Raw genomic sequence first — 21,994 nt, 5'->3', positions numbered from 1 at the left:
AACGTTCTCCCGGCGGCATTTCTGTTTTACGATTCAGTCAGCAAAATATGCAGTTGAACGGGCTGAACTTCCGTTTGCTGATTGGTCTGCTTTCGACCCGCCCCTGCGCACCTATCTTTGTCGAACGGTTTTTTAACCGGCATACCAACAACAAATACCGCTAAACACTCATGAAAAAACCAGTACTGTTCTGGTTGGCAGCCACCTTTTGCGTCGCGGCCAATGCCCAAGACCTTATGACCGGCCCGCTTTCCGGCGTATCCACCCAACTGAAACCCGTCAAAACCGGAAATGCGCAGTTTATCCAGAAAATTGAAGCGTCGCAACCCAACTACCGGGCGACGTTTTCGGTAACCAAAACCAGCGATAAAGGCAAAGGCGATGAAAATACGTATTTTCTGAATTTATCGGATCTGGATGTCTCGACCGTAACGTATAAGGTTGAACGAGACGTGATTGCGGTGTTGGCCGATACCAAACAACACCGCAAATTTGTCCGCTACAGCGAAAACGGCGAATTGAAAAACCTGACCGACCGTGTTAAACTCTACGCCGATAATCCGGACATTGCCAAGGCACTGGTCGAGTCGTTGAAGAAGGTAATTCTGGCCGCCGAAAAAGCCTACAAACCCGCCCGGACGCCCGAGACGCTGGACGATTTGCGGCAGTGGCTGAAAACCAACATCGGCAACGAAGCCATCGGTTCCGACAAATACGAACAGGCGCTCACCTTTGATTTCGACAATCCGCTGCGGGCGGTTTTCCGCCGGAGCGAAGTGGGCGCGAAAGGATCAGCCTCTTCCGAAACATTCTCGTTTAACCTCGGTGATCTGGGTCTGGAAGGTTTACAGGTTGAAACCAAAGGCAAGCGGTTTGAGCTGTCGCTGGTGGTTCAGCAAAAGCAGAAACTGATGGGTTACGCGAAGGACGGAAAACTGGATAACGTCGTTCAGACGTTTGAAATCATCAGTGGTGATGCCGACAAAATCCGGGATGTGGCTGCTGCCTGGCGCAAGCTGATTCCGCTGGCGGTTAAGCAACTGGAATCTAAAAAACCGGTTTTTGCCGCTATGCCCGCGGCTCAGAAATACCTGGAATCGAGCATCCAACCGGCCAAAACGAACGACCGCACGATTGAGCAGAGCCTGAAACCGGATTGCATCTGTACGTACACCCGGCGTGAAACCTACAATAAAAACAATACCGAGGAGGTTTATGAGTTCAATCTGGCCGATCTGGCGGAGAAAGGGGCCAAACTGGGCGTCGATAAAGAGCTGTACACCATCGATCTGAAAACGCGCGACAACCGCCGGTTTATCGGGTATACGAAGAATGGTGTTCGTCAGAATTACGTATCCGAGATCGAACTGGCGTCCGACAATCTGGAGAACGTCCGATACATGTCGCAGGCGTTTGAGAAAGCCGTTCAGGCCTGTGCGCAATCCCGGAAAAGCCCGGTGCCAACGGCTGGCCAACAAGCCCGGCTGGACTGGATTTCGCAGCAACTTCCTAAGGAATCCGGTGAAAAAGAACCGGTTACGTATACACTGGCGGCTGAAAATGGCACCTGTGATCTAAAGCTAACGGTGGCACAAGGCGGCCGGAAAGTGTCGGAACTCGTCTATGACCTGGCCTTGAAAGACCTGAATGCGGATGCCACCAGCTTCGATGTCGACGGCAAAACGGTCTACGTCAGCCTGGTGACCAAAGGCAAAGAAAAACTGGTGAAAACCTTCAAAGACGGAAAGCCTTCGGACTATGTCCACACCGTAAAAATTCAATTGGGTGATATTGAAAAAGGCCGCTACGTGGCCGAAGCCTTCAGGCAGTTGATCCGGAACTGCGTATCGAATTAATACACAATCCACACCTCCTGTAAAGGGTTTGGCAGAAACGGTTTTCGTCGATCGTTTCTGCCAAACGCTGTTAGCTTATAAGTAACCAGAAAAGCCCAAAGAACGAAACCGTCAGGCCGGCGTGATTTCAACCGGCAGATCACCCGTCAGGTTTTTGACCAGATCCGCTACGTGAACGACAACGGCTTTCATGTCTTCGGCCGAGGGCGCGTCAACATGCGGTATTGATTCGAAGGTCGCCGTGAGATGATCCTTTTCAGCCGCTAAGGAAAAGCGGAAATCCAGCAGTTCTACCTCGACTTTTTCGTCGTCGCTCATCTCTACCGACTGAATAGTCCGGTGGCCGGGATTCAGTTCAAATTCATCGTTCCAGAGCTGCCGGATGCGTTTATACACTTTTTCGATCGTTGTATCCATGATTGGGAATTGAATTTTATAGCGCAATATAAGCAGCACCGCCGTTTTTTTTCTCGCAAAAGCGATGGATGGGTATGCAAAAACCAGATGATGAGCCGTTTATATGAAATACGACGGGCTCTATGAAAAGGTATCTACTTCTGATCTTCTGGGCATTACTGAATCTGGTAGCGGTTTCGAATGCGCTGGCCACCCACGTTCGGGCGGGTGAAATTACGACCCGGCGGGTGTCGTCTACGTCGTTGACCTACGAAATCACTTTAACGGTTTATTACGACGTCACACGCGGTCCGGGCGGAGGCTACGATGCCGCTCTTGCCCAACGCGATGTCAACTTCTGTTTCGGCGTCGGACAGCAAATGCGCCGGGTGCCCCGGGTCGATGCCGAAACCCGAAACATCAATGCCAATACAACCATCAATATTTACCGAACCACCTATACCTATTCGGGGCCAGGTGTCTACGACATCAGTTGCACCATCGTTAACCGGAACGAAGGAACCCGGAATATTCCCGTTTCGATCAATACCAGCTTTAAACTGCGGACCACCATTGTGGTGAATGCCAATCTGGGTCTCAACAGCACCCCGGTTTTGTTGAACCCCCCGTTGGATTCGGCCCGCGTTGGCCAGAAATGGTGCCACAACCCGGCTGCTTTCGATGCCGACGGCGATAGTCTGGCCTACCGGCTTTACACACCTTCCGGAAAGATAAACGAGACCGATGACGCTAACTGTGATTTGGGTTTTGTGGCCGGTTATTCGGACCCGACCACGATTGGCCTTAACCGGGTCAATGAAGCCAACACCGGCCCGGCAACCCTGACGGTCAACGCCCTGACCGGCGATGTGTGCTGGGACGCTCCGGCCGAAGTGGGGCAATACAACATTGCGTTCATTGTGGAAGAATGGCGGGATGGTGTCAAAATCGGCGAAATTGTCCGGGATATTCAAATCATTGTGACGCCTTCCATCAACAAGCGTCCGGAACTGAAGGTGCCGGAAGACCTCTGTGTGGAGGCCGGAACGCTCATCAACCAGACCATTACGGCCACCGACCCCGACGGAAACCGTCTCGAATTGACCGGCTACGGCGGCCCTTTCAACAAGGGTCCTAATAATGCTACCGTTCAACTGGTGGCCCCACCAGCCGCTACACTGACGCCAGCGGGCGTTCAGAACAGTCCCGCAACATCGACTTTTCGCTGGCAAACCAACTGCGCCCACGTTCGGGCCGAACCGTACGATGTCATTTTCCGCGTTGTCGATTTCCCGCAAAGAGCGGGTCAGACCCAACTGGCAACGCTCGAATCGTTCCGAATCAGGATTTATGCCCCCAAACCGCAGAATCTCATGGCACGACCAACCACAGATCCGGCCGGACGCGCCATCCTTCTCAATTGGGCGGCTTATGCCTGCGGGGTTTCGGCACTGCCGTCGGGCACCCAAATGGCTATTTATCGTAAGGAAGGCTGTGAAAATATCACCCTCGACCCCTGTACCGATGCCGGTTTGCTGGCGTCGACCGGCTATATGAAAATTGGCGAAGTACCGATTGACCAAACCACGTTTACGGATAACAATTCCAGTCAGGGCTTACCGCGGGGTGTGCAGTATAGCTACCGGATTGTGGTTATTCTACCGCGTCCTAACAACGGCCAAAGTGCGGTTTCGGAGCAGATTTGCGTGACGCTGCCCCAACAGGTACCGCTGATTACCCACGTTACGGTCGACAGTACCTATGATACCCGGGGCGTTGTCACGGTTCGCTGGACTCGCCCACCCGGTGTCAATCCCAACGATGGTACCGGCCCGTTTCAATATCGTCTGTTCCGGGCTACGGGCCTGACCGGGGCCAACTTTACCCAGATTGCCGCCATCAACACCACGCTACAACCTGGTGTTGCCGATACGGTGTATACCGACCGCGGACTGAATACCGTGGCGAATGCCTACCGCTACCGCATCGAATTCTATTTCACCGACCCGGCTTCCGGCCAGTTGCAGCGGCTTGATGCGACTGAAAATGCCAGTTCGGTTCGATTAACGGCAACCCCCGGCACGCGACGCGTTCAGCTTGCCTGGGAAGCCAACGTGCCCTGGAGCAACGATAACCAGCAACATCGCGTATATCGCAGCAAAACCGGTCCCAACGGGCCGTTCAATCTGGTAGCGGTGGTTCCGGTGACCACGGCGAATAGCTACACGTATACCGATCAGGGAGCTGATACCTACGCGGCCGATGGCGTTCAGCCCGTCACGATGTCGGTCGATAGTAATTATTGTTATCGCGTGGAAACCGTAGGCCGGTATTCGGCTCCGCTGACGACGGTGTTGCTGAACAATTTCTCACAGGGCGTGTGTGCGATGCCCATCGACACGACCAGACCATGCCCTCCGCAGTTGGCCATTGATACGCTCAATTGCGCCAGTCTGACACCCGAAGCGTTCTGCAATCAGACGACTTTTGCCAACACCCTGACGTGGCAAAGGCCGACAACGGGCGAATGCGACCAAAACGTGGTTAAATACAATATCTATTATGCGCCCTGCGAAGGCCAGGAGCTGGTTTTACTGGCGTCGGTGAACGCGTCTACGACGACCTATCGACACGAAAATCTGACTTCTTTTGCGGGGTGTTATGAAGTCCGGGCGGTGAATCGGAGTGGTCAGGAAAGTGTGGCTTCCAACCGGGTTTGCAAAGACAATTGCCCGTATCTGATGATGCCGAATGTGTTTACGCCCAACGGCGATGGCAAAAATGATGAGTTTCAGCCCATGCCATGCCCCCGGTTTGTGGAGACGGCCGAATTGATCATTGTAAACCGCTGGGGTGCGCAAGTCTATCAAAACAACAGCGTCGATGGTGCGCTGACTTGGAATGGAACCAACAGCCGCGGCCAGGAATTGCCGGGCGGTTTGTATTACTACCAGATTCGGGTGAAATTCACGCGGCTGAATTGCGCGGCACCCGAGGAAATCTACAAAGGCTGGGTGGAGATTCTGAGAGAATCCGGCGGAACGAATTAATGAAGCGGTTCCGGTGTTTAAAGAACCTGAATTTGAAATGTAAAATGATGAATTCTAAATATAAAAGTACTTCCTGATCTGGCACTTTTACATTTAACATTCATCATTTTACATTTAGTATTCCCTTTTATTTAATATGCGCCCGCAGCATCCAGGCAATTTTTTCGTGTTTTTCCATCAAACCAGTGATGTAATCGCTCGTTCCTGCATCTTTGTGGGCGTCGGCAAACTCGTCGATATTGCCCCGGATGAACGCAATGATGCTTTCGTGGTCGGCCAGTAGTTTTTTAATCAGGCTGCGGCTGTCGTTTCCACCAGCATCGTGTTCGGTTAAGTGCGTCAGGTCCAGGAAGCTTTTCAGCGTGGCGGGCGCATAATGTCCCAATTGGCGAATCCGTTCCGCGACCTCGTCCACAATCTCCGCCGATTGCGTGTATAACTCCTCAAAATACAGGTGGACCGAATGAAAATCCATGCCTTCCAGATTCCAGTGGGCATTGAGGGTTTTGGTGTACAATACAAATTCATCGGCCAGCAATTTGGCCAGTTGGTGGGCGACAACCTCCCGGTTTTCGGCAGAAATACCAATACTTGTTTTCATCTGTTGTGTGTGTTAAAACGGTAACTGAGTGGCTTGAAGGGCAATGTAGAGAATACGCTGTTAAATCCGTTCGGCCAGGTGGGCTGCCACTTCGGCCAGACGGTTTGAGAATCCCCACTCGTTGTCGTACCAGGCGGCTACCGACAGCAGATTCCCTTCTTTCGCCGTCAGCGGCAGATCGATAATGGACGAATGCGGGTCGGCCACAATCCGCGACGAAGCCCACTCCTGCTCCAGCACATCCAGAACGCCTTTCAAGGGCCCTTCCGAGGCCGCTTTGCGGAACGCGTCGTTGACTTCCTGCACACTACAGTCTTTTTCGGTAATCAGGTTCAACTCGGCAATGCTACCGGTGCGCGTCGGTACACGATAGGCTTTTCCGGTGATTTTGAGGTCTTTCCAGATAAATTGCAAGGCGCGGGCGGCTCCCGACGACGACGGAATGATGTTTTCGGCAGCAGCCCACGAATCCCGCCGGTCTTTCATCGGTTGATCCGTCAGCGATTGGGTATTGGTATAGGAGTGAACCGTCGAAAATAAACCGTACTGAATGCCGAAATTCTCCCGAATCACTTTCACCACAGCCGCCAGCGCATTGGTCGTGCAGCTTCCCATGCTGATGATGCGGTGGTTTTCGGGATCGAACGTATCCAGATTAATGCCTTTCAGCAGTACAGCGTCGCAGTCGGCTAGGGATTTGCTGGGCGCACTGATGAGCACGTATTTGGCGCCCCGGTCCAGGTGAACCTGTGCTCCGGCGCGCGTGGTGGCCCGGCCCGTACAGTCGACTACCAGATCGACGCCCAACGCCTTCCAGTCGGGGACTTCTTTGGCGGAGTTGATATACGGAATGGTCCGGTCGCCAATGGTCAACTGACCTTCGCTGCCCGAAACCGGCTCCGGCCAGCGGCCATAGTTGGTATCGACCGCAAACAGAGCCGCCAGGGTAGGCTCATCACGGATGTCGGAAATCGAAACGGGAACAAAGAGATTATTGCTCAAACCAACACGCAGAAACTGCCGCCCAATGCGACCGAATCCATACAATGCAATAGTTGCCATACGAAAGATGATTTGTTGAACAAACGAAGGATGGGGCGTAAATCCGTGCTACAACGGCACGACTGATCTTTACGCTCCTACAAAATGATAAGGAAGCGGAGCCTTCAAAAAGTTCAGTGAACTGTAATAAATATACGAACCATGAAATTGTGCTTACAAGGCTGTTCAGCGAGGGTAGAATACCATCACACCGGTATTTCTAAGCTTTCAGCCCATGTTTTCAACTATTTTTAGAAAAAAAAGGATTAAAATCGATATGACTCGGCATTAGTAATTAAACGGACATGGTTTTGGGCAGATAAATCCTACCATTGTTCAACTATTCCTAACCCGACTTTTTAACACTGTGCTGACTCATCATCCCCCTATGGATTTGTGGTATGCCTTCCGCCAGGGGGATGAAGCGGCTTTCCAACAGATTTACCGGTTGTATGCGCGCGATCTGCTCAATTATGGCTACAAAGTAACCAACGATGTGCCGCTCATCGAAGACAGCATCCACGACCTGTTCATCGAACTGTGGCAAAGCCGGGCCAACCTGAGCGACACGGATTCGATCCGGTTCTATCTGTTTCGATCGTTGCGCAATAAGATCAACAAAACCCGCCACCGCGATCCGTTTTTTCAGGCTTCGGACATCGATACCGTTCATACGGCGGACGACTTTATCATTGAAAATACGCTCATTGAGCACGAACAACGGGAACAGGTACACCGGCAGCTTCGCAAAAGCTACGAGCTGCTGACACCCCGCCAGCAGGAAGCCCTGAATCTTCGATTTTACCAACATTTCAGCAACGAAGAAATCGCCCGGATTATGGGCGTCAACTACCAGTCGGCCTGCCGGTTTATTTACTCCGCGTTGAAAACCCTCCGGGAAGCCGTTCGGATTTTTTCCTGGGGACTTTGGTGGATTGGGCTGGAAGGATTCTTAACGCATATACAACCATGAATTATTATCAATTCAGCACGGAGGATCTGGCGGCTGACGACTACTTCAAGGAGTGGGTCAGCTCGCCCGGTCCCGAAACGGAGGCCTTCTGGACGGAGTTCCTGCGGGAGTATCCGGAACGGTATTACCAGGTGGCGGAGGCCCGGCAACTGGTGAGCGGTTTGCGGGACATTCAGCACCAGCCCGCGCTCACGAAAAACGCAGATGCCATCTGGAACCGAATCGAAAACACACTCGAAAGTAGCCGACCGATGCCGGTGGAACGCTGGCTGACCGGCCCACGGGCCTGGAAAGTGGCGGCAGCGGTTTTGCTGATGCTGGGCGTCGGCTGGTTCGGTCGTCAGCAGTTGGGAAAGGCCGGTTTTTCGTCGGCAGAACGTTCGCTGACTGCGAATGAATGGGTGGAAACACTCAATGAAGCCAGCCAGATCATGCACATTCAACTGGCGGATGGGAGCCGGGTCGATCTGCAAAAAGGCGGCCGTCTTCGTTACCGGAAAGAACTGGCTGGCACCCAGCGGGAGGTATTTCTAACCGGCGAGGCTTTTTTTGATGTGCAAAAAAATCCTAAAAAACCATTCGTCGTGTATGCCAATGGATTGGTAACGAAGGTGTTGGGAACCAGTTTCCGGATTAAGGCTCCGGCGGATGCGCCCACGGTGACAGTGGATGTCAAAACCGGGCGGGTGTCGGTTTATCCCAATCAACCGAGCCGCGTCCATGATCCGGAGTCAAAAGGCATGGTGTTGACGCCCAACCAGAAAGTCGTTTTTCAGCGCGATGCTGCAACGCTCAACAAACTGGTAGTGGAAAAACCGCTTCCGCTGATTCCCAAAAAAGAAATGCAGCGGTTTGTGTTCGAAGATGCTTCCGTAGACCGGGTTTTTACGGCCATCGAACGGGCTTACGGGATCGATATTATTTTCGACGAAGAAGTGATGCAGCATTGTACGCTGACGATGAGCATCGACAATGAAGATCTTTTTCAGAAACTGGATGTCATTTGCAAAGTGCTCGACGCCCGGTACAAACTGCTCAATGCACAAATTGTAATCTATAGCAAAGGCTGTCCTAAACCCCTGTAAAAACCCCGGCCGGTATGCCAATCCGATAAGCTTTTACCCAAAAAACATCAGTGGTGCTCGTAACACCACTGATGCCGATTCCCCCTCGATGCGCTGGATTTGCCGTCGTCCTTTTCAGGATGAAGAGGGTTGTTTTGTCCAAAAATTTAACAAAACCTTTAAAGCTAATGAAAAAACCAATACCAATCCAAACCCTGCTATTACTCATGAAACTCTCGCTGGCCCAGGTCATTCTGGCCATGATTTTTACGGGTGTTTCGCTGGCCTACGACGCCACCGCCCAGGAAGTATTGAATAAGCGGGTAAGCTTTCGGTTTGAAAATCAGGGCTTACGCAAGGTGCTGAAAGAAATCGAAAACCAGACCAACATCCGGTTTGCATTCCGACCCCGGGAGATTCCCTTCGACCGCAAAACGACCCTCATTGTGTCCAACGAATCGCTGGGGGCGGTTTTGGATAAAGTGGTAAAACCACTCCGGCTTCGGTACGAAGTCATTGGTCGTCAGATTGTTATTTCACCAATTCCGGAGCCTTCCAAACCCGAGTCTTCTCTGCCGGTAGCCAGTGAAAACACGGCTTTTGTGGGTTCGGTCGAGCAAACCGTCAGCGGAACCGTGCGGGATGAAGCCGGGCTGGCCCTTCCGGGGGTGAGCGTGGTGGTGAAAGGCACAACCAAAGGAACATCCACCGATGCCGAAGGCGCTTTTCGCCTTTCGGTGCCGGATACCAAATCGGTGCTGGTGTTTTCCTACGTTGGATTTATGAATCAGGAAGTGCCCGTCAACAGCCAGACCACGTTTACGATCACGCTGAAGTCCGACGACAAAACGCTGAGTGAAGTGGTCGTTGTGGGATACGGCACGCAGAAAAAAGCCGATCTGACGGGCGCGATTGCGACCATTTCGGCGGATAAATTTAAAAACAAGGCAGCGGTTTCGTACGGTGAAGCGCTGGTGGGCCAGATGGCGGGTGTGCAGGTGCAGCAGATCAACGGCGCTCCGGGTGGCGAAGGGCTATCGGTTCGGGTGCGGGGAACGGGTTCGATTACGGCGGGGAATACGCCCCTCTACGTGATTGACGGTTATCCGATCGAAGGCAGTGCGTTTTCGCTGGTGAACCCCTCCGATATTGAAAGCATTCAGGTGTTGAAAGATGCCTCTTCTACCGCCATTTACGGGTCGCGGGGCTCCAATGGCGTTATTATTGTTACCACGAAAAAAGGAAGCATCGGCACTCCAACCATCTCTTACAACGCCTTTTACGGGATTCAGCAGGTCGCCAGAAAAATGGACGTCATGAACACCCGCGAATACATTGAGTTTTTTAAAGACGGCCACAACCAGGCCTGGCTGGATCGGGCGCCGATGCCCGGCAATGCCCCGCATACCATCAACGATCCCAATTCCGTCCGTGAAAAATATACCAACTCCGGTTTTTACGTCATTCCCGAACGTTTCAATGATCCGAGCCAGTTTGCGGACATCAACTGGCAGGACCAAATCTTCCGGATTGCCCCAACGCAGCGGCATGAGCTTTCTGTAACCGGGGGCGTTGAAAAAACCCGGTATGCCATTTCCGCAGGGTATACGAATCAGGAAGGTATTCAGATCAAAACCGACTTCAAACGGTACAATCTGCGGGCGAACATTACGTCGAATGTGAGTAAAAAGCTGGAAATCGGCACCACGATCAGCGCATATTATTCGGAGAACAACAACGTCGATGATGGCAAAGACAGTCCGCTGGCCTATGCGGTTTACCTGCCGCCGATTTATCCGCTCAGAAACGCCGATGGCACCTACGGTTCGCAGGTCCGGAATCCGGAAATCTGGGCGGGCGACGTTGCCAACCCGGTCGGGATTGCCGAAAACATCACCAATTTTACGACGAGAAACGGACTGATTGCCTCGGTCTACGGCCAGTATGAAATCATCGAAGGCCTGAAATACCGGATCAGTCTCAACGGCTCGCTGGAAAACAAACGGTTGAAATACTACCGGCCTTCGTTTGTCGACACCGACGGCTCCCGCGCGCCCAGAACCGCCGATGCCCGGAATGAAACCTGGCTGGACCGCAACTGGCTGATCGAACATACGTTGAATTACAACAAAACGCTGTTCAACAAGCACGCCATTGGCCTGTTAGCCGGGTATACAGCCCAGAAAACCTTCGGTGAATACACACAGGTGATGGCCCAGAATTTCCCCAACGACGTGATCCGGACCCTGAATGCCGGGCAAATCGTGGGCGGAACGAATACGGAATTCCGCAATTCGCTGATTTCGTATTTAGGCCGGTTTACGTATGCGTACGATGAAAAATACCTGCTGACGGCCAGCATCCGGACCGACGGTTCGTCCAAATTTGGGGCCAACAACAAATGGGGGACGTTTCCGTCGCTTTCCGTCGGCTGGCGGGTGAGCAGCGAACCGTTCATGCAGGACATCCGGCAAATTACGGATCTGAAACTGCGGGCGAGCTGGGGGCTGGTCGGCAATAACCGCATCGGAAATTACGACGCCATTGCCCGCACCAGTTCCAATTATTACATCCTGAACAACAGCCTGGTCAATTCCGTCAATCCGATCAACTACCCCAACCCCGATCTGGGCTGGGAAAAAACCCGGCAGTGGAACCTCGGTTTTGACCTGGGCCTACTGAACGGACGGATTCAGGTGGAAGCGGATTTCTACAACAGCCGGTCTGTCGATCTGCTGCTGAACGTGCCGGTTCCGACGCTGACCGGTTATGCCACGCAGCTTCAGAACATCGGGCAGGTGGAAAACAAAGGGATGGAATACCTGGTGCGAACCCGCAACCTGATCGGCAAACTGAAATGGTCGACGGATTTCAACATTTCTTTCAACAGAAATAAAGTGCTGGCGCTGGGGCCGGATCGACTGCCAATTTATGCCGGTGCGCCTAATGCCAACAATACCTTTATCACGACGATTGGTCAGCCCATTGCCACGTTCTACGGCTACCAGTACGACGGCGTCTTCAAAAACCAGTCGGAGCTGGATGCCGCGCCCCATTTGGCGAACGACCACCCCGGCGATCCGCGCTACATCGACATCAACAAAGACGGTGTGATCAGTGCGGCCGACAAAACCTATCTGGGCAACAACCAGCCGAAATTTATGTACGGTTTCAGCAACGATTTTTCGTATAACCGCTTCGATCTGAATGTGCAGTTGACCGGTTCGCAGGGTGCTAAACTGTTCAGTTTTTTCAACCGGATGGTGGGTATTTATCACGGCGACCGGAACGGGCTGACCAAGTTGATCGACCGTTGGCGTTCGGAAAGTGAGCCAGGATCGGGCGAGATTCTGCGGGCCAACCGCGATCCGAAAGGCTTGCAGAAAGAGCCTTCCAGCTACTGGGTGGAAGATGGCTCGTTCCTGCGCATCCGGAATGTGTCGCTGGGCTACAATTTTGCCCCGGCCCTCACCCAGCGCCTGCACGTCAAGGGCTTACGGGTTTACGTGACAGGACAGAACCTGTACACGTTCACGAAGTATCCGGGCTTCGATCCGGAAACGAGCAGCCAGGGCGACGGTTTGTCGCGGGGCGGTGATTACCTGGGCTACCCGGCCGCCCGCACCATCATCGCTGGTCTTAACGTAAGTTTTTAATTACCTGATCGTCAAACTTCTGGAACATGAAACGAATTCTTATACTCGTCCTGCTCATTGCGGTTTCTTTCTCCTGCAAGGAGGAATTTATCGACCTACAGCCCATTTCGGACATGAACGCGGGCGTATTTTACAAAACCGAACAGGATATGAATCAGGCTGTTATGTCGCCTTATGCGTCGCTGCGGAATGTTTACAACCAGCTTTTTATCTACATGGGCGAGGTCCGTTCCGACAACACGACCTTTTCCTGGGTTCCGGGCGACTCCAAAAACATGACGTCCATCGACAATTTCGGGGATGTGATGCTGTCTGACAATACGTTCGTGCTGAACTTCTGGAACAACGTCTACAATACCATTCTGCGGTGCAACATCGTGCTGGATAAAATCGACGCCGTACCGTTCAAAAATCCAAAACTGAAAGAACAGTACAAAGCAGAGGCTAAATTCGTCCGGGCGCTGATGTATTTCTGGCTGGTTCGCGTCTACGGCGATGTACCGAAAGTCGACAAGCAGTTGTCCGTCTCGGAAGCCTACGCCGTCGGGCGCACTTCGACGCAGGAGATGTATGACTTTATCGTCGACGATCTGAAATTCGCCGAAGCCAATCTGCCGGTTTCGTACGCAACGGTCGACAAAGGACGTGTCACGGTGGGCGGTGCCAAAGGGCTGCTGGCGAAAGTGTACATGACCATGGCCGGTTTTCCCCTGAAAAAAGGGGCATCGCATTACGCCCTGGCGGAAGCCAAAGCACTGGAAGTGATCAGCATGCCGACCTATTCGCTGGTGCCGGATTACAAGGCGCTGTTCGACGTGAAAAATGAAAACACGGCCGAGTCGTTGTTCGAGATTCAGTACAAAAAAGGCGGAACGACAACGGGCAGCCCGTGGAACAATGATTTTGCGCCCCGGTTTTCGAATAGAGAAGTGGTTTTGGTCGGTGACAAGAGCGGTTTTAATGCCCCCACTCCGTCGATGTCGGCGGCTTATGAAACCGGTGATCCGCGGAAAACCATATCTATGAGCGATAACTACGTGGCGGTGCCGGGCGGTAATACGGTGAACGAAAAATACGTCCGGAAATACTACGACGTCTCGTTTGCGGGTTCCGACAACGACAACAACTGGATCGAACTTCGACTGGCCGACATTTATCTGCTCTACGCCGAAGCGCTGGTGCGGCAGGGCAAGCAGCCCGAAACCGCCCTCGTTTACCTCAATAAAATCCGCCAGCGCGCCCGGAACAGCACCGGCGGTTCGGCAAGTATACTGGCTGATTATCCGCCTTTTACCTCCAATGAAGCGTTCTTGCTGGCGATCGAGAAAGAGCGTCGGGTCGAGCTGGCTTTCGAAAACCACCGGTGGTTCGATCTGGTCAGAACGGAGCGGGCCAAAACCGTGATGTCGCAGGAGCAGAAAGAACAGAACGGATTTAACCCGGCTTCGTGGAGCGACAACATGCTGCTGTTTCCGATTCCGTTGTCGGTTATTCAATCGAATCCGGATAAAATCAAGCAAAACCCTGGCTATTAAGACCCATGAAAGTTCAAACCATACGATTGTTTTTGGCGTGCCTGCTGGTGGTGCCAACGGCGGTTTTTTGTCAGAAGGCCAATACCTTGACGGCAAAAGAGAAAAAAGACGGCTGGGTTCTGCTGTTCGACGGCACGAGTTCGGCGGGTTGGAAAACGCCATCGGGAAAGCCTGTTCCGGCGGGTTGGGAAATCAAAGATGGAACGATGACTGCTAAAAAGGGCGGCAAAGGTGGGGATATTGTCAGCGAAAACCAGTATTCGGATTTTGATCTGAGATTCGATTACAATATTGAACCGACTGGCAACAGTGGCGTCAAGTATTTTTATACGAAATACGATAAAGGCGGCAATCTGGGCATGGAATACCAGCTTCTGGATGATAAACTGGCGGAAGACAACAAGAAGGAAAACCACCTGACGGGCTCGTTTTATGATGTGATACCGCCCAATGCGACTCTGAAAAAGACCCATGAGCCGGGTCAGTGGAATACCGTGCGCATCGTTTCGAAAGACAAAAAAGTGGAACACTGGCTGAACGGCGTGAAGATTCTGGAGTTTACGCGCGGCAGTCAGGCGTTTACGGATGCGGTGGCACTGAGTAAGTTCAACAAAGCCGAACCCGCCTTTGGAACGGTTGAAAAAGGCCATATCCTGTTGCAGGAACATGGCGGTGAGGTTTCGTTTAAAAATATAAAAATCAAAGAGTTATAATTTCTTCGTATGGAAAAAAGACGCGATTTTATCAAGAAGATAGCCGCCGGTTCGGCCAGTCTGGCCGTCGGTGGAACGGCCTTCGGATTCAGTGCCAAAAGCTACAACCGCATCATCGGGGCCAATGAACTGGTTCGGGTGGCTACGATTGGCGTCAACAGCCGGGGAAACAGCATGGGCGGCACCATTGCCGGACAGAAAAACGCCGAAGTGGCCACGGTTTGCGATGTAGACGAACGCACCATTCCGAAAGCCATTGCCACCATCAAAAAGGTCAAATCGACGGCCAGCCCGAAATCTGAAAAAGACTGCCGGAAAGTGCTGGAGGATAAATCCATCGACGCGATCTACATCGCCACACCCGACCACTGGCACGCTCCGCTGACGATCATGGGCTGTCAGGCCGGCAAGCATGTGTACGTTGAGAAACCGCTGAGCCACAATCCGCACGAGGGCGAACTGGCGATTGCGGCCGCCCGAAAATACAACAAAGTGGTGCAGATGGGCGCGCAACGCCGGTCGGCACCGGTTTTGACGGAAGGCATTCAGCAGTTGCACAAGGGGATTATCGGACGCGTGTATTTGGCCAAAGCCTGGTATACCAACAAGCGCAAGGCCACGGTTTTAAAACCCGGCACGGTTCCGTCCTGGCTGGATTACGAACTGTGGCAAGGCCCGGCTCCGCGGATGCCCTACAAGGAAGGGCTGATTCACTACGACTGGCACTGGTTCTGGCACTGGGGAACCGGTGAAGCGCTGAACAACGGAACCCACGAAGTCGATGTGGCCCGCTGGGGATTGAACGTCGACTTCCCAACGCGGGTTACGTCCGTGGGTGGTCGCTATGAATTCAAAGACGATTGGGAAACGCCCGATACGCAGGTGATTACGATGGATTATCCCGGTCGTGTGTCGCTGATGTGGGAATCCCGAAGCTCGAACGGCCGGAAAATCGAAGGACTGGATCGCGGTATTATTTTCTACGGCGAAAACGGCAGTCTGGACACTGGTGGCGATAGTTACAAAGTCTATGATCTGGAAGGCAAGCTGGTGAAGGAGATCAAATCCGTCGGTGATGGAGAAGGCGATGTGCAGGGACGAAACACAGCCAGCCCGAGTTTAGGCATGGACAATCTCCACGTTGCCGATTTTCTGGATGCGATCAAGAACAATCGCCGTCCGAACTGCGATGTCGAGCTGGGGTATAAAAGTGTGGTGGCGATGCAGTTGGGCAACATTGCCTGGCGTGTGGGCCGCGATCTGAAAATCGACCCCAAAAACGGCCACATCATTGGGGATAAAGAGGCCCAAAAACTCTGGAGCCGCGATTACGAAAAAGGCTGGGAGCCGAAAGTGTAAAGCGGTATCGCCGGTCGTCATTCTGGAAATGAAATAACGTCCTGATCAGAAAACTACTTGATCGGGGCATTATTTTGTGTTTATTATATTTGCGTGTGCATCTAACAGTGTTAGGTTAATTGAATTTTCTGTATTTCATTAGAGTCCAGTGCCCCTCTTTGTATTTAAAACAGAGATTGATGGCGGGATTGGTAAAGTCTTGCTATCTAACACTGTTAACTGATAATGAGATAGTTACTGTTTTTCTAGATTGGTATACTTAAAACGAAACGGATTGGATGAAGCTCTCCTTTATTGGTGCCGGAAATTTGGCCTGGCATTTGGCAATGGCATTCGAAAATGCCGGTAATGTTATTTGTGAGGTGTATAGCCGCAACGAAAAAAATGCCCGGCGTCTCATTTCGATGCTATATGACGCCCGGTTAAATCCTGATCTGAACTTTGCCGAAAGTGAGTCCGAGCTGTTTGTTCTGGCCATTCCGGACGATGCTTTGGAAGAAGTGACCGCCCAGTTGGTGTTGCCCGAAAATGCACTGGTGGTTCATACATCCGGCAGCAAATCACTGGAAAGCCTGCGTCAACTGATGGACATTTACAGCGACGTACCGGTTCGGACGGGTGTTTTTTACCCGCTTCAAACGTTCACCAAAGGCATTAATCCTCTCCCTTTTGAAACCATTCCGCTCTGCATTGAAGCCAGTGACAAAAGCACCGAAAAACAACTTATTGCGCTGGGACAGGAACTGAGCCAGATTGTGTATCTGGTCAATTCGCACGAACGAAAGGTGTTGCACATAGCCGCGGTGTTTGCCTGCAATTTCACCAATTACCTCTTCGGCATTGCCAAAGACCTGACCGATTCCGAAAACCTGGAGTTTGATTTATTGAAACCGCTGATTGAAGAAACTGTTCAGAAAGCACTCGATGCCCGGCATCCGGCCGAGGTGCAAACCGGCCCGGCCCGGCGCGGTGATGTGACTACGCTGAGCCTCCACCGGGCTTATTTGTCGGACAGACCGGAACTGTTGCAACTGTACCGAATGTTGTCGGATGGGATTCAAACCCGGCGTTAGAACCGACTTAGCGCAACGGGCGACCCAGCCGGGTTTCCAGGCGGGATTGGTCTGTCATGGCAGCACTTTGTTCCAATGCCCGCCACGTTTCGTACAGACCTTTGACAAGATGATAACACCCTTTTTCGGGCGTGGCTTTCACCGTCGACACAGGCTCCCCTTTCCGATCAAGAACGCCGAACCATTCCTTGTTTACCTTATCCGGGAAATGTAACCAGGTGTAATCGTGGACTTTCCGAAACCACTTCTGGCAATCGTTTTGCCGCGTGCGGACGTAGCCTCTCGAAAAAACCGACAGCGCTTCGGAGTGAATCCACCACAGTTTCCGGTCCCATTCACTGTAGACACTGGGCCGTTCTTTCAAATCGGCATACTGGAAAAAACCGCCGGCCGGTTCATCCCAGCAAATATCCGCCAGATGAAGTGCCATCTGCATGGCTTGCTGGGCCAGTCGCCGGTTGCCGGTCAGATCGGCGGCATCCAGCAGGTAATTCGCGGTTTCAAATCCGTAGCCGCCGTGGAGCCGCCGACCGGTTACACTGTCGCAAAATGAACCGCCCGGCAACACATGCTCTCGCAGAACCGTGATGCGTTTGTCAAAAAACTCGTTTTGAATTTCGCTCAAAACCGCTTCATACGCCTGTTTATACAAATCCGGGTCCAGCAACGCACGGGTTTCCAGTAAGGCTTTCAGAAGCAGCATCGGTTCGCCCAGGTGTTTAAATTCCCGGAAACCACCCAGTTGACTTTCCCATTGTTCCCGTTGCTTCAGACGATGGGTGATGACGGAGAGCATGGTTTGTCGGGTGAGGCTCGCAAATTTCGGTTCATTCGTAGCCATATATAGTTGGGCAAAAGCCATCGCGGCCGAGCAGTCCGTTTCGATGTTCGCGGCTGGTGTCACCGCCCTCCCCCGCCGATCGACCACACCCAGCCAGCGGTTTTCGTGTTGCCCGTGAGTCAGCAAAAAATCGGCACCGTGTCGGGCCAGATCGAGCCACAACGGAATGGCATCGACCTGATTGTATAAAAAGGCAAAGGCCCAGATTTGCTGCGCCTGAAGTTTGATGACTTTGTCGGTATCGAAGGCTTCTCCCTGGTCGGTAAGCGCATTGAAGTATCCTCCGCAGAGCGTGTCGCGGCTGTGTTTAGTCCAAAAAGGGATGATCGTTCGGAAAAGGCTTTCCTGGTACTGAGCAGCCAGTTTACTGAAATCCATTCAACGTATCTGCATTCATTGGCATTCCCGAAACTATAAGAAAATCGGAGTAAATGGAAATTAAACCGATTGAACGCGTACTTTCGTCCGTTTTGATGGGAACGCGGATTCAACGGATGAAACGGATTTTCGCGGATTGAAATCTGTTTGTAATCGGTTTCATCCGTTCAATCTGCGTTTCCATCAAAGACTCATTAATTCAAACCAGTATGGACGCTTTACAGGAACGATTTAAACAAATAACGACCTTTATTTTCGACGTCGACGGTGTCATGACGGATGGCAGTGTGAACGCCCTGGAGTCGGGGGAACAATTCCGGACGTTCAATGTTCGCGACGGTTATGCGATCGAGCGGGCGGTCCATTCCGGCTATCGGGTGGCTGTCCTTTCCGCCGGAAGCCAGGTGGGCGTTCGCAAGCGGCTGGAGTTCCTGAAAATCAAAGACATCTTTATGGGCGGTCCCACGGAGCAGAAAATCTATGCCTATCTGGGGTATTTGAACCGTGATCAGATCAACGAAGCTGAAGTGTTGTATATGGGTGACGATATTCCGGATTTTCAGGTGCTTTCCCGCCCCACCCTCCTGAGCACCTGCCCGGCCGATGCGGCTGACGAAATCAAAGCGGTCTGTGATTACATCTCGCCCGTGCCGGGTGGCCGTGGAGCGGTTCGCGATGTGATTGAGCAGGTGATGAAAGCGCAGGGCAAATGGCTGTCGTGGCTGACGGATGTGGAACCGTTCAAACTCCACAACGAGCGGTAAGCTGAGCTTCAGGCCGGTTCTGACACCGACACCTGTCAAGTTTTCAAAACCTGACAGGTGTCGGTGTCAGAACCGGCCTGACTTACCAATTCTTCACCAATTCATTAAACTCTTCCAGCAAAAACAACGTCCGTTTGCCCGGTTTTCCGTCGGCAACCGTCAACTCGCCAATCTGAACGATGGGCAATACTCGCTTGGTTGAACTGGTTGTAAAGGCTTCGTCGGCGTCGTAGAGATCGGAGAGCAAAACCGGTCGTTCTTCCACCTGAAAATCGTTCTGCGCCAGGTTCATAACGGTTCGGCGGGTGATGCCGTGCAAAATATGCCGGTTGGGCGTAATGAGTCGATCGCCTTTGAAAATGAAGAAGTTGCTACGGCTTAGTTCGCTGATTTCGCCGTTTTGGTGGTACAACACATCCGACGCCCGCGCCGACCGGATGGCTTGGGCGAGCAGAATGACGCGCTTGTAATCCGTACTTTTAACCTCGGCCATTTCGCGGACATAGTCGTCCAGAATCACCTTAATGCCCTCTTCAAACTGGCTGAGTGGGGTCGGATGGATTTCCTCCGTGATCATCATCAGATTGGGATTCACCACGCTGATGCTATCGGGGCTGTAGCCGCCCGTCATCACAAAGCGTATAGCAACATCCGGCAGACTACTTTTCTCAACCAACTCCATCACAACCCGGTAGGCTTCCTCTTTCTGAATCGGAACCGGCAAATGCATTTTGGTGGCCGAGTTCGCAAACCGTTCCCAATACCAGTCCCACTGAAACGGGCGTCCGTTGTAGGTCCTGAAATAGTCGAACAGCCCGAAACCGCGCAGCAACCCGAGGTCGGTGATGCCAATCGAGATTTGCTCGACTGGCAGAATGGAGCCGTTGAAATAGCCGTAATAGGACATAATGAGTAGCAAGCTTTGACAGGAACACGGATTGAACGGATCAAAACAGATATCATCCGTGAAAATCCGTTACATCCGTTCAATCCGCGTTCCTATCAAAATTTTCAAACCAGTTTTTTATACTTAATTCGCTTCGGCGTGGCATCTCCGCCCAGCCGTTTTTTGCGGTTTTCTTCATATTCGGAGAAGTTACCTTCAAACCAGTAGACCTGCGAATCACCCTCGAACGCCAGAATGTGCGTGGCTACGCGGTCGAGGAACCAGCGGTCGTGGGAAATGACGACGGCGCAACCGGCGAAGTTTTCCAGCCCTTCTTCCAGCGCCCGCAGCGTATTGATGTCCAGGTCGTTGGTTGGTTCATCGAGCAGCAGCAGATTGGCGCCTTCTTTCAGCATCATGGCCAGGTGAACGCGGTTGCGCTCCCCGCCCGACAGGTTGGCGATTTTCTTTTCCTGATCGGAACCCGTGAAGTTGAACCGGCTGACGTAGGCGCGGGCGTTCACTTGCTTGCCGCCCAGAATTACCCATTCGTTACCGCCCGCGATGGTCTGAAAAACCGTCTTGTCGCCTTCCAGCCCGTCGTGTTCCTGATCGACATACGCCCATTTCACGGTTTCACCCACTTCGAACGTGCCGTTTTGGGGTTGTTCTTTTCCGGTTATGAGTTTAAACAAGGTCGTTTTACCGGCACCGTTCGGGCCAATAATACCGACAATACCGCCTTGTGGCAACTGAAAATCAAGATGTTCGAACAGCAGCCGGTCGCCAAATGCTTTGGCAACGTCGTGCGCTTCAATGACCTTGGAACCCAGACGCGGTCCCGCCGGAATAAAGATTTCCAGTTTGTCTTCCTTCTGGCGGTTGTCTTCACTCAGCAATTTTTCGTAAGCACCCAATCGCGCTTTCGACTTCGCCTGACGGGCTTTGGGTGCCATCCGGACCCATTCCAGTTCGCGCTGCAAAGTCTTCTGCCGCTTCGATTCCTGTTTTTCTTCTTTGGCTAGGCGGGTTTGCTTCTGGTCAAGCCACGATGAATAATTGCCTTTCCAGGGAATGCCTTCGCCCCGGTCCAGCTCCAGAATCCAGCCCGCGACGTTATCCAGAAAATACCGGTCGTGCGTTACGGCGATGACCGTTCCGGCATACTGGCGCAGGTGTTCTTCGAGCCACAGCACCGATTCGGCGTCGAGGTGATTGGTCGGTTCATCCAGCAGCAAGACATCGGGTTGTTGGAGCAACAGGCGGCAGAGGGCCACCCGGCGTTTTTCTCCGCCCGATAAATTTGCCACTTTCGCATCGGAAGGTGGACAACGAAGGGCGTCCATGGCTTTTTCGAGCCGGTTATCCAGTTCCCAGGCATTCAGGTGGTCGAGCTTTTCCTGTACCTCACCTTGTCTGGCAATTAACTTATCAAAATCAGCGTCCGGATCGCCGAACGCTTCATTAATCTGATCGAATTCTTTCAGCAAATCCACCGTCTCCTGCACGCCTTCTTCCACCACTTCCTTCACGGTTTTAGTCGGATCAAGCTTCGGTTCCTGCTCCAGCATGCCCACCGAATAGCCAGGAGAAAACACAACGTCACCCTGAAAGTTCTTGTCAATACCGGCAATGATGCGCAATAGCGTCGATTTCCCGGAGCCGTTCAAGCCTAAAACGCCAATTTTTGCACCGTAAAAAAAGGAAAGGTAGATATTCTTTAGGATTTGTCGGTTTGGCGGAATAATTTTACTGACACCCGCCATGGAAAAAATGATCGTTTCCTGACTCATTGGTTTGATTACTTT

At 52.4% G+C, this 21,994-nt stretch carries 16 protein-coding genes; 10 read left to right on the top strand and 6 right to left on the bottom strand.

Features of this window, described 5'->3' with window-relative positions:
- The first annotated feature begins 170 nt into the window (after positions 1-170).
- Positions 171-1,856, top strand: coding sequence for a hypothetical protein (locus ACO064_RS14780; RefSeq protein WP_421828040.1), 1,686 nt, complete (start codon positions 171-173; stop codon positions 1,854-1,856).
- Positions 1,857-1,967: 111 nt separating this feature from the next.
- Here ACO064_RS14780 and ACO064_RS14775 read toward each other — a convergent pair whose 3' ends face one another.
- Complete coding sequence (locus ACO064_RS14775; protein WP_421828039.1) at positions 1,968-2,273, bottom strand: hypothetical protein; 306 nt, start codon at positions 2,271-2,273, stop codon at positions 1,968-1,970.
- Between the two features lie 122 nt (positions 2,274-2,395).
- On the opposite strand from ACO064_RS14775, the gene ACO064_RS14770 reads away from it, so the two are divergent.
- Complete coding sequence (locus tag ACO064_RS14770) at positions 2,396-5,302, top strand: gliding motility-associated C-terminal domain-containing protein (RefSeq protein ID WP_421828038.1); 2,907 nt, start codon at positions 2,396-2,398, stop codon at positions 5,300-5,302.
- 127 nt (positions 5,303-5,429) lie between these two features.
- On the opposite strand, the gene ACO064_RS14765 is transcribed toward ACO064_RS14770, so the two are convergent.
- Positions 5,430-5,903, bottom strand: coding sequence for a Dps family protein (locus tag ACO064_RS14765; protein WP_421828037.1), 474 nt, complete (start codon positions 5,901-5,903; stop codon positions 5,430-5,432).
- Positions 5,904-5,963: 60 nt separating this feature from the next.
- Positions 5,964-6,965 carry a type I glyceraldehyde-3-phosphate dehydrogenase gene (locus tag ACO064_RS14760; protein ID WP_421828036.1) on the bottom strand — a complete coding sequence of 334 codons (1,002 nt, stop codon included), beginning with the start codon at positions 6,963-6,965 and terminating at the stop codon, positions 5,964-5,966.
- A gap of 346 nt (positions 6,966-7,311) precedes the next feature.
- Between ACO064_RS14760 and ACO064_RS14755 the strand changes: the two genes are divergently transcribed.
- The 7 genes from ACO064_RS14755 to ACO064_RS14725 all read left to right on the top strand — a co-directional run bounded on the left by ACO064_RS14755 (position 7,312) and on the right by ACO064_RS14725 (position 17,317).
- A complete protein-coding gene (locus ACO064_RS14755; protein WP_421828035.1) occupies positions 7,312-7,917 on the top strand; it encodes an RNA polymerase sigma factor in 606 nt (201 codons plus the stop codon).
- A complete protein-coding gene (locus tag ACO064_RS14750; protein ID WP_421828034.1) occupies positions 7,914-9,002 on the top strand; it encodes a FecR family protein in 1,089 nt (362 codons plus the stop codon). The genes ACO064_RS14755 and ACO064_RS14750 overlap by 4 nt, the downstream gene beginning before the upstream one ends.
- Positions 9,003-9,208: 206 nt before the next feature.
- Positions 9,209-12,637: a SusC/RagA family TonB-linked outer membrane protein gene (locus ACO064_RS14745; RefSeq protein WP_421828033.1), complete on the top strand. Its 3,429-nt coding sequence runs from the start codon at positions 9,209-9,211 to the stop codon at positions 12,635-12,637.
- A gap of 26 nt (positions 12,638-12,663) precedes the next feature.
- Positions 12,664-14,172 carry a RagB/SusD family nutrient uptake outer membrane protein gene (locus tag ACO064_RS14740; protein WP_421828032.1) on the top strand — a complete coding sequence of 503 codons (1,509 nt, stop codon included), beginning with the start codon at positions 12,664-12,666 and terminating at the stop codon, positions 14,170-14,172.
- Between the two features lie 5 nt (positions 14,173-14,177).
- The gene (locus tag ACO064_RS14735; RefSeq protein ID WP_421828031.1) at positions 14,178-14,885 is read left to right on the top strand and encodes a 3-keto-disaccharide hydrolase; all 708 of its coding nucleotides are present in this window, start codon (positions 14,178-14,180) and stop codon (positions 14,883-14,885) included.
- A 9-nt stretch (positions 14,886-14,894) separates the two neighbouring features.
- The gene (locus ACO064_RS14730) at positions 14,895-16,244 is read left to right on the top strand and encodes a Gfo/Idh/MocA family protein (protein ID WP_421828030.1); all 1,350 of its coding nucleotides are present in this window, start codon (positions 14,895-14,897) and stop codon (positions 16,242-16,244) included.
- Between the two features lie 278 nt (positions 16,245-16,522).
- On the top strand, positions 16,523-17,317 hold the full coding sequence (locus ACO064_RS14725) for a Rossmann-like and DUF2520 domain-containing protein (RefSeq protein WP_421828029.1): 795 nt from the start codon (positions 16,523-16,525) through the stop codon (positions 17,315-17,317).
- Positions 17,318-17,324: 7 nt separating this feature from the next.
- Here ACO064_RS14725 and ACO064_RS14720 read toward each other — a convergent pair whose 3' ends face one another.
- Entirely contained in the window at positions 17,325-18,536 is a 1,212-nt protein-coding gene (locus tag ACO064_RS14720) for an AGE family epimerase/isomerase (RefSeq protein ID WP_421828028.1), read from the bottom strand.
- Between the two features lie 209 nt (positions 18,537-18,745).
- Between ACO064_RS14720 and ACO064_RS14715 the strand changes: the two genes are divergently transcribed.
- Positions 18,746-19,300, top strand: a complete 555-nt coding sequence (locus ACO064_RS14715) for a KdsC family phosphatase (RefSeq protein ID WP_421828027.1) — start codon at positions 18,746-18,748, stop codon at positions 19,298-19,300.
- Positions 19,301-19,382: 82 nt separating this feature from the next.
- Here the strand turns inward: ACO064_RS14715 and ACO064_RS14710 are convergent, their stop codons facing one another.
- Both ACO064_RS14710 and ettA read right to left on the bottom strand, forming a co-directional pair.
- Complete coding sequence (locus ACO064_RS14710) at positions 19,383-20,207, bottom strand: aminotransferase class IV (RefSeq protein ID WP_421828026.1); 825 nt, start codon at positions 20,205-20,207, stop codon at positions 19,383-19,385.
- Positions 20,208-20,311: 104 nt separating this feature from the next.
- Positions 20,312-21,979 carry an energy-dependent translational throttle protein EttA gene (ettA, locus tag ACO064_RS14705; RefSeq protein ID WP_421828025.1) on the bottom strand — a complete coding sequence of 556 codons (1,668 nt, stop codon included), beginning with the start codon at positions 21,977-21,979 and terminating at the stop codon, positions 20,312-20,314.
- Between the last annotated feature and the right edge of the window lie 15 nt (positions 21,980-21,994).

The sequence above is a fragment of the Larkinella sp. genome (assembly GCF_965227735.1).
Lineage (GTDB): Bacteria > Bacteroidota > Bacteroidia > Cytophagales > Spirosomataceae > Larkinella.
This window is presented reverse-complemented; position numbering and strand designations above follow the sequence as displayed.

Excerpts from the sequence above, each read along its gene's own strand:
- ACO064_RS14780 (WP_421828040.1), top strand. The coding sequence starts at position 171 with ATGAAAAAACCAGTACTGTTCTGGTTGGCAGCCACCTTTTGCGTCGCG.
- ACO064_RS14775 (WP_421828039.1), bottom strand. The coding sequence starts at position 2,273 with ATGGATACAACGATCGAAAAAGTGTATAAACGCATCCGGCAGCTCTGG.
- ACO064_RS14770 (WP_421828038.1), top strand. The coding sequence starts at position 2,396 with ATGAAAAGGTATCTACTTCTGATCTTCTGGGCATTACTGAATCTGGTA.
- ACO064_RS14765 (WP_421828037.1), bottom strand. The coding sequence starts at position 5,903 with ATGAAAACAAGTATTGGTATTTCTGCCGAAAACCGGGAGGTTGTCGCC.
- ACO064_RS14760 (WP_421828036.1), bottom strand. The coding sequence starts at position 6,965 with ATGGCAACTATTGCATTGTATGGATTCGGTCGCATTGGGCGGCAGTTT.
- ACO064_RS14750 (WP_421828034.1), top strand. The coding sequence starts at position 7,914 with ATGAATTATTATCAATTCAGCACGGAGGATCTGGCGGCTGACGACTAC.
- ACO064_RS14745 (WP_421828033.1), top strand. The coding sequence starts at position 9,209 with ATGAAACTCTCGCTGGCCCAGGTCATTCTGGCCATGATTTTTACGGGT.
- ACO064_RS14740 (WP_421828032.1), top strand. The coding sequence starts at position 12,664 with ATGAAACGAATTCTTATACTCGTCCTGCTCATTGCGGTTTCTTTCTCC.
- ACO064_RS14735 (WP_421828031.1), top strand. The coding sequence starts at position 14,178 with ATGAAAGTTCAAACCATACGATTGTTTTTGGCGTGCCTGCTGGTGGTG.
- ACO064_RS14730 (WP_421828030.1), top strand. The coding sequence starts at position 14,895 with ATGGAAAAAAGACGCGATTTTATCAAGAAGATAGCCGCCGGTTCGGCC.
- ACO064_RS14725 (WP_421828029.1), top strand. The coding sequence starts at position 16,523 with ATGAAGCTCTCCTTTATTGGTGCCGGAAATTTGGCCTGGCATTTGGCA.
- ACO064_RS14720 (WP_421828028.1), bottom strand. The coding sequence starts at position 18,536 with ATGGATTTCAGTAAACTGGCTGCTCAGTACCAGGAAAGCCTTTTCCGA.
- ACO064_RS14715 (WP_421828027.1), top strand. The coding sequence starts at position 18,746 with ATGGACGCTTTACAGGAACGATTTAAACAAATAACGACCTTTATTTTC.
- ACO064_RS14710 (WP_421828026.1), bottom strand. The coding sequence starts at position 20,207 with ATGTCCTATTACGGCTATTTCAACGGCTCCATTCTGCCAGTCGAGCAA.
- ettA (WP_421828025.1), bottom strand. The coding sequence starts at position 21,979 with ATGAGTCAGGAAACGATCATTTTTTCCATGGCGGGTGTCAGTAAAATT.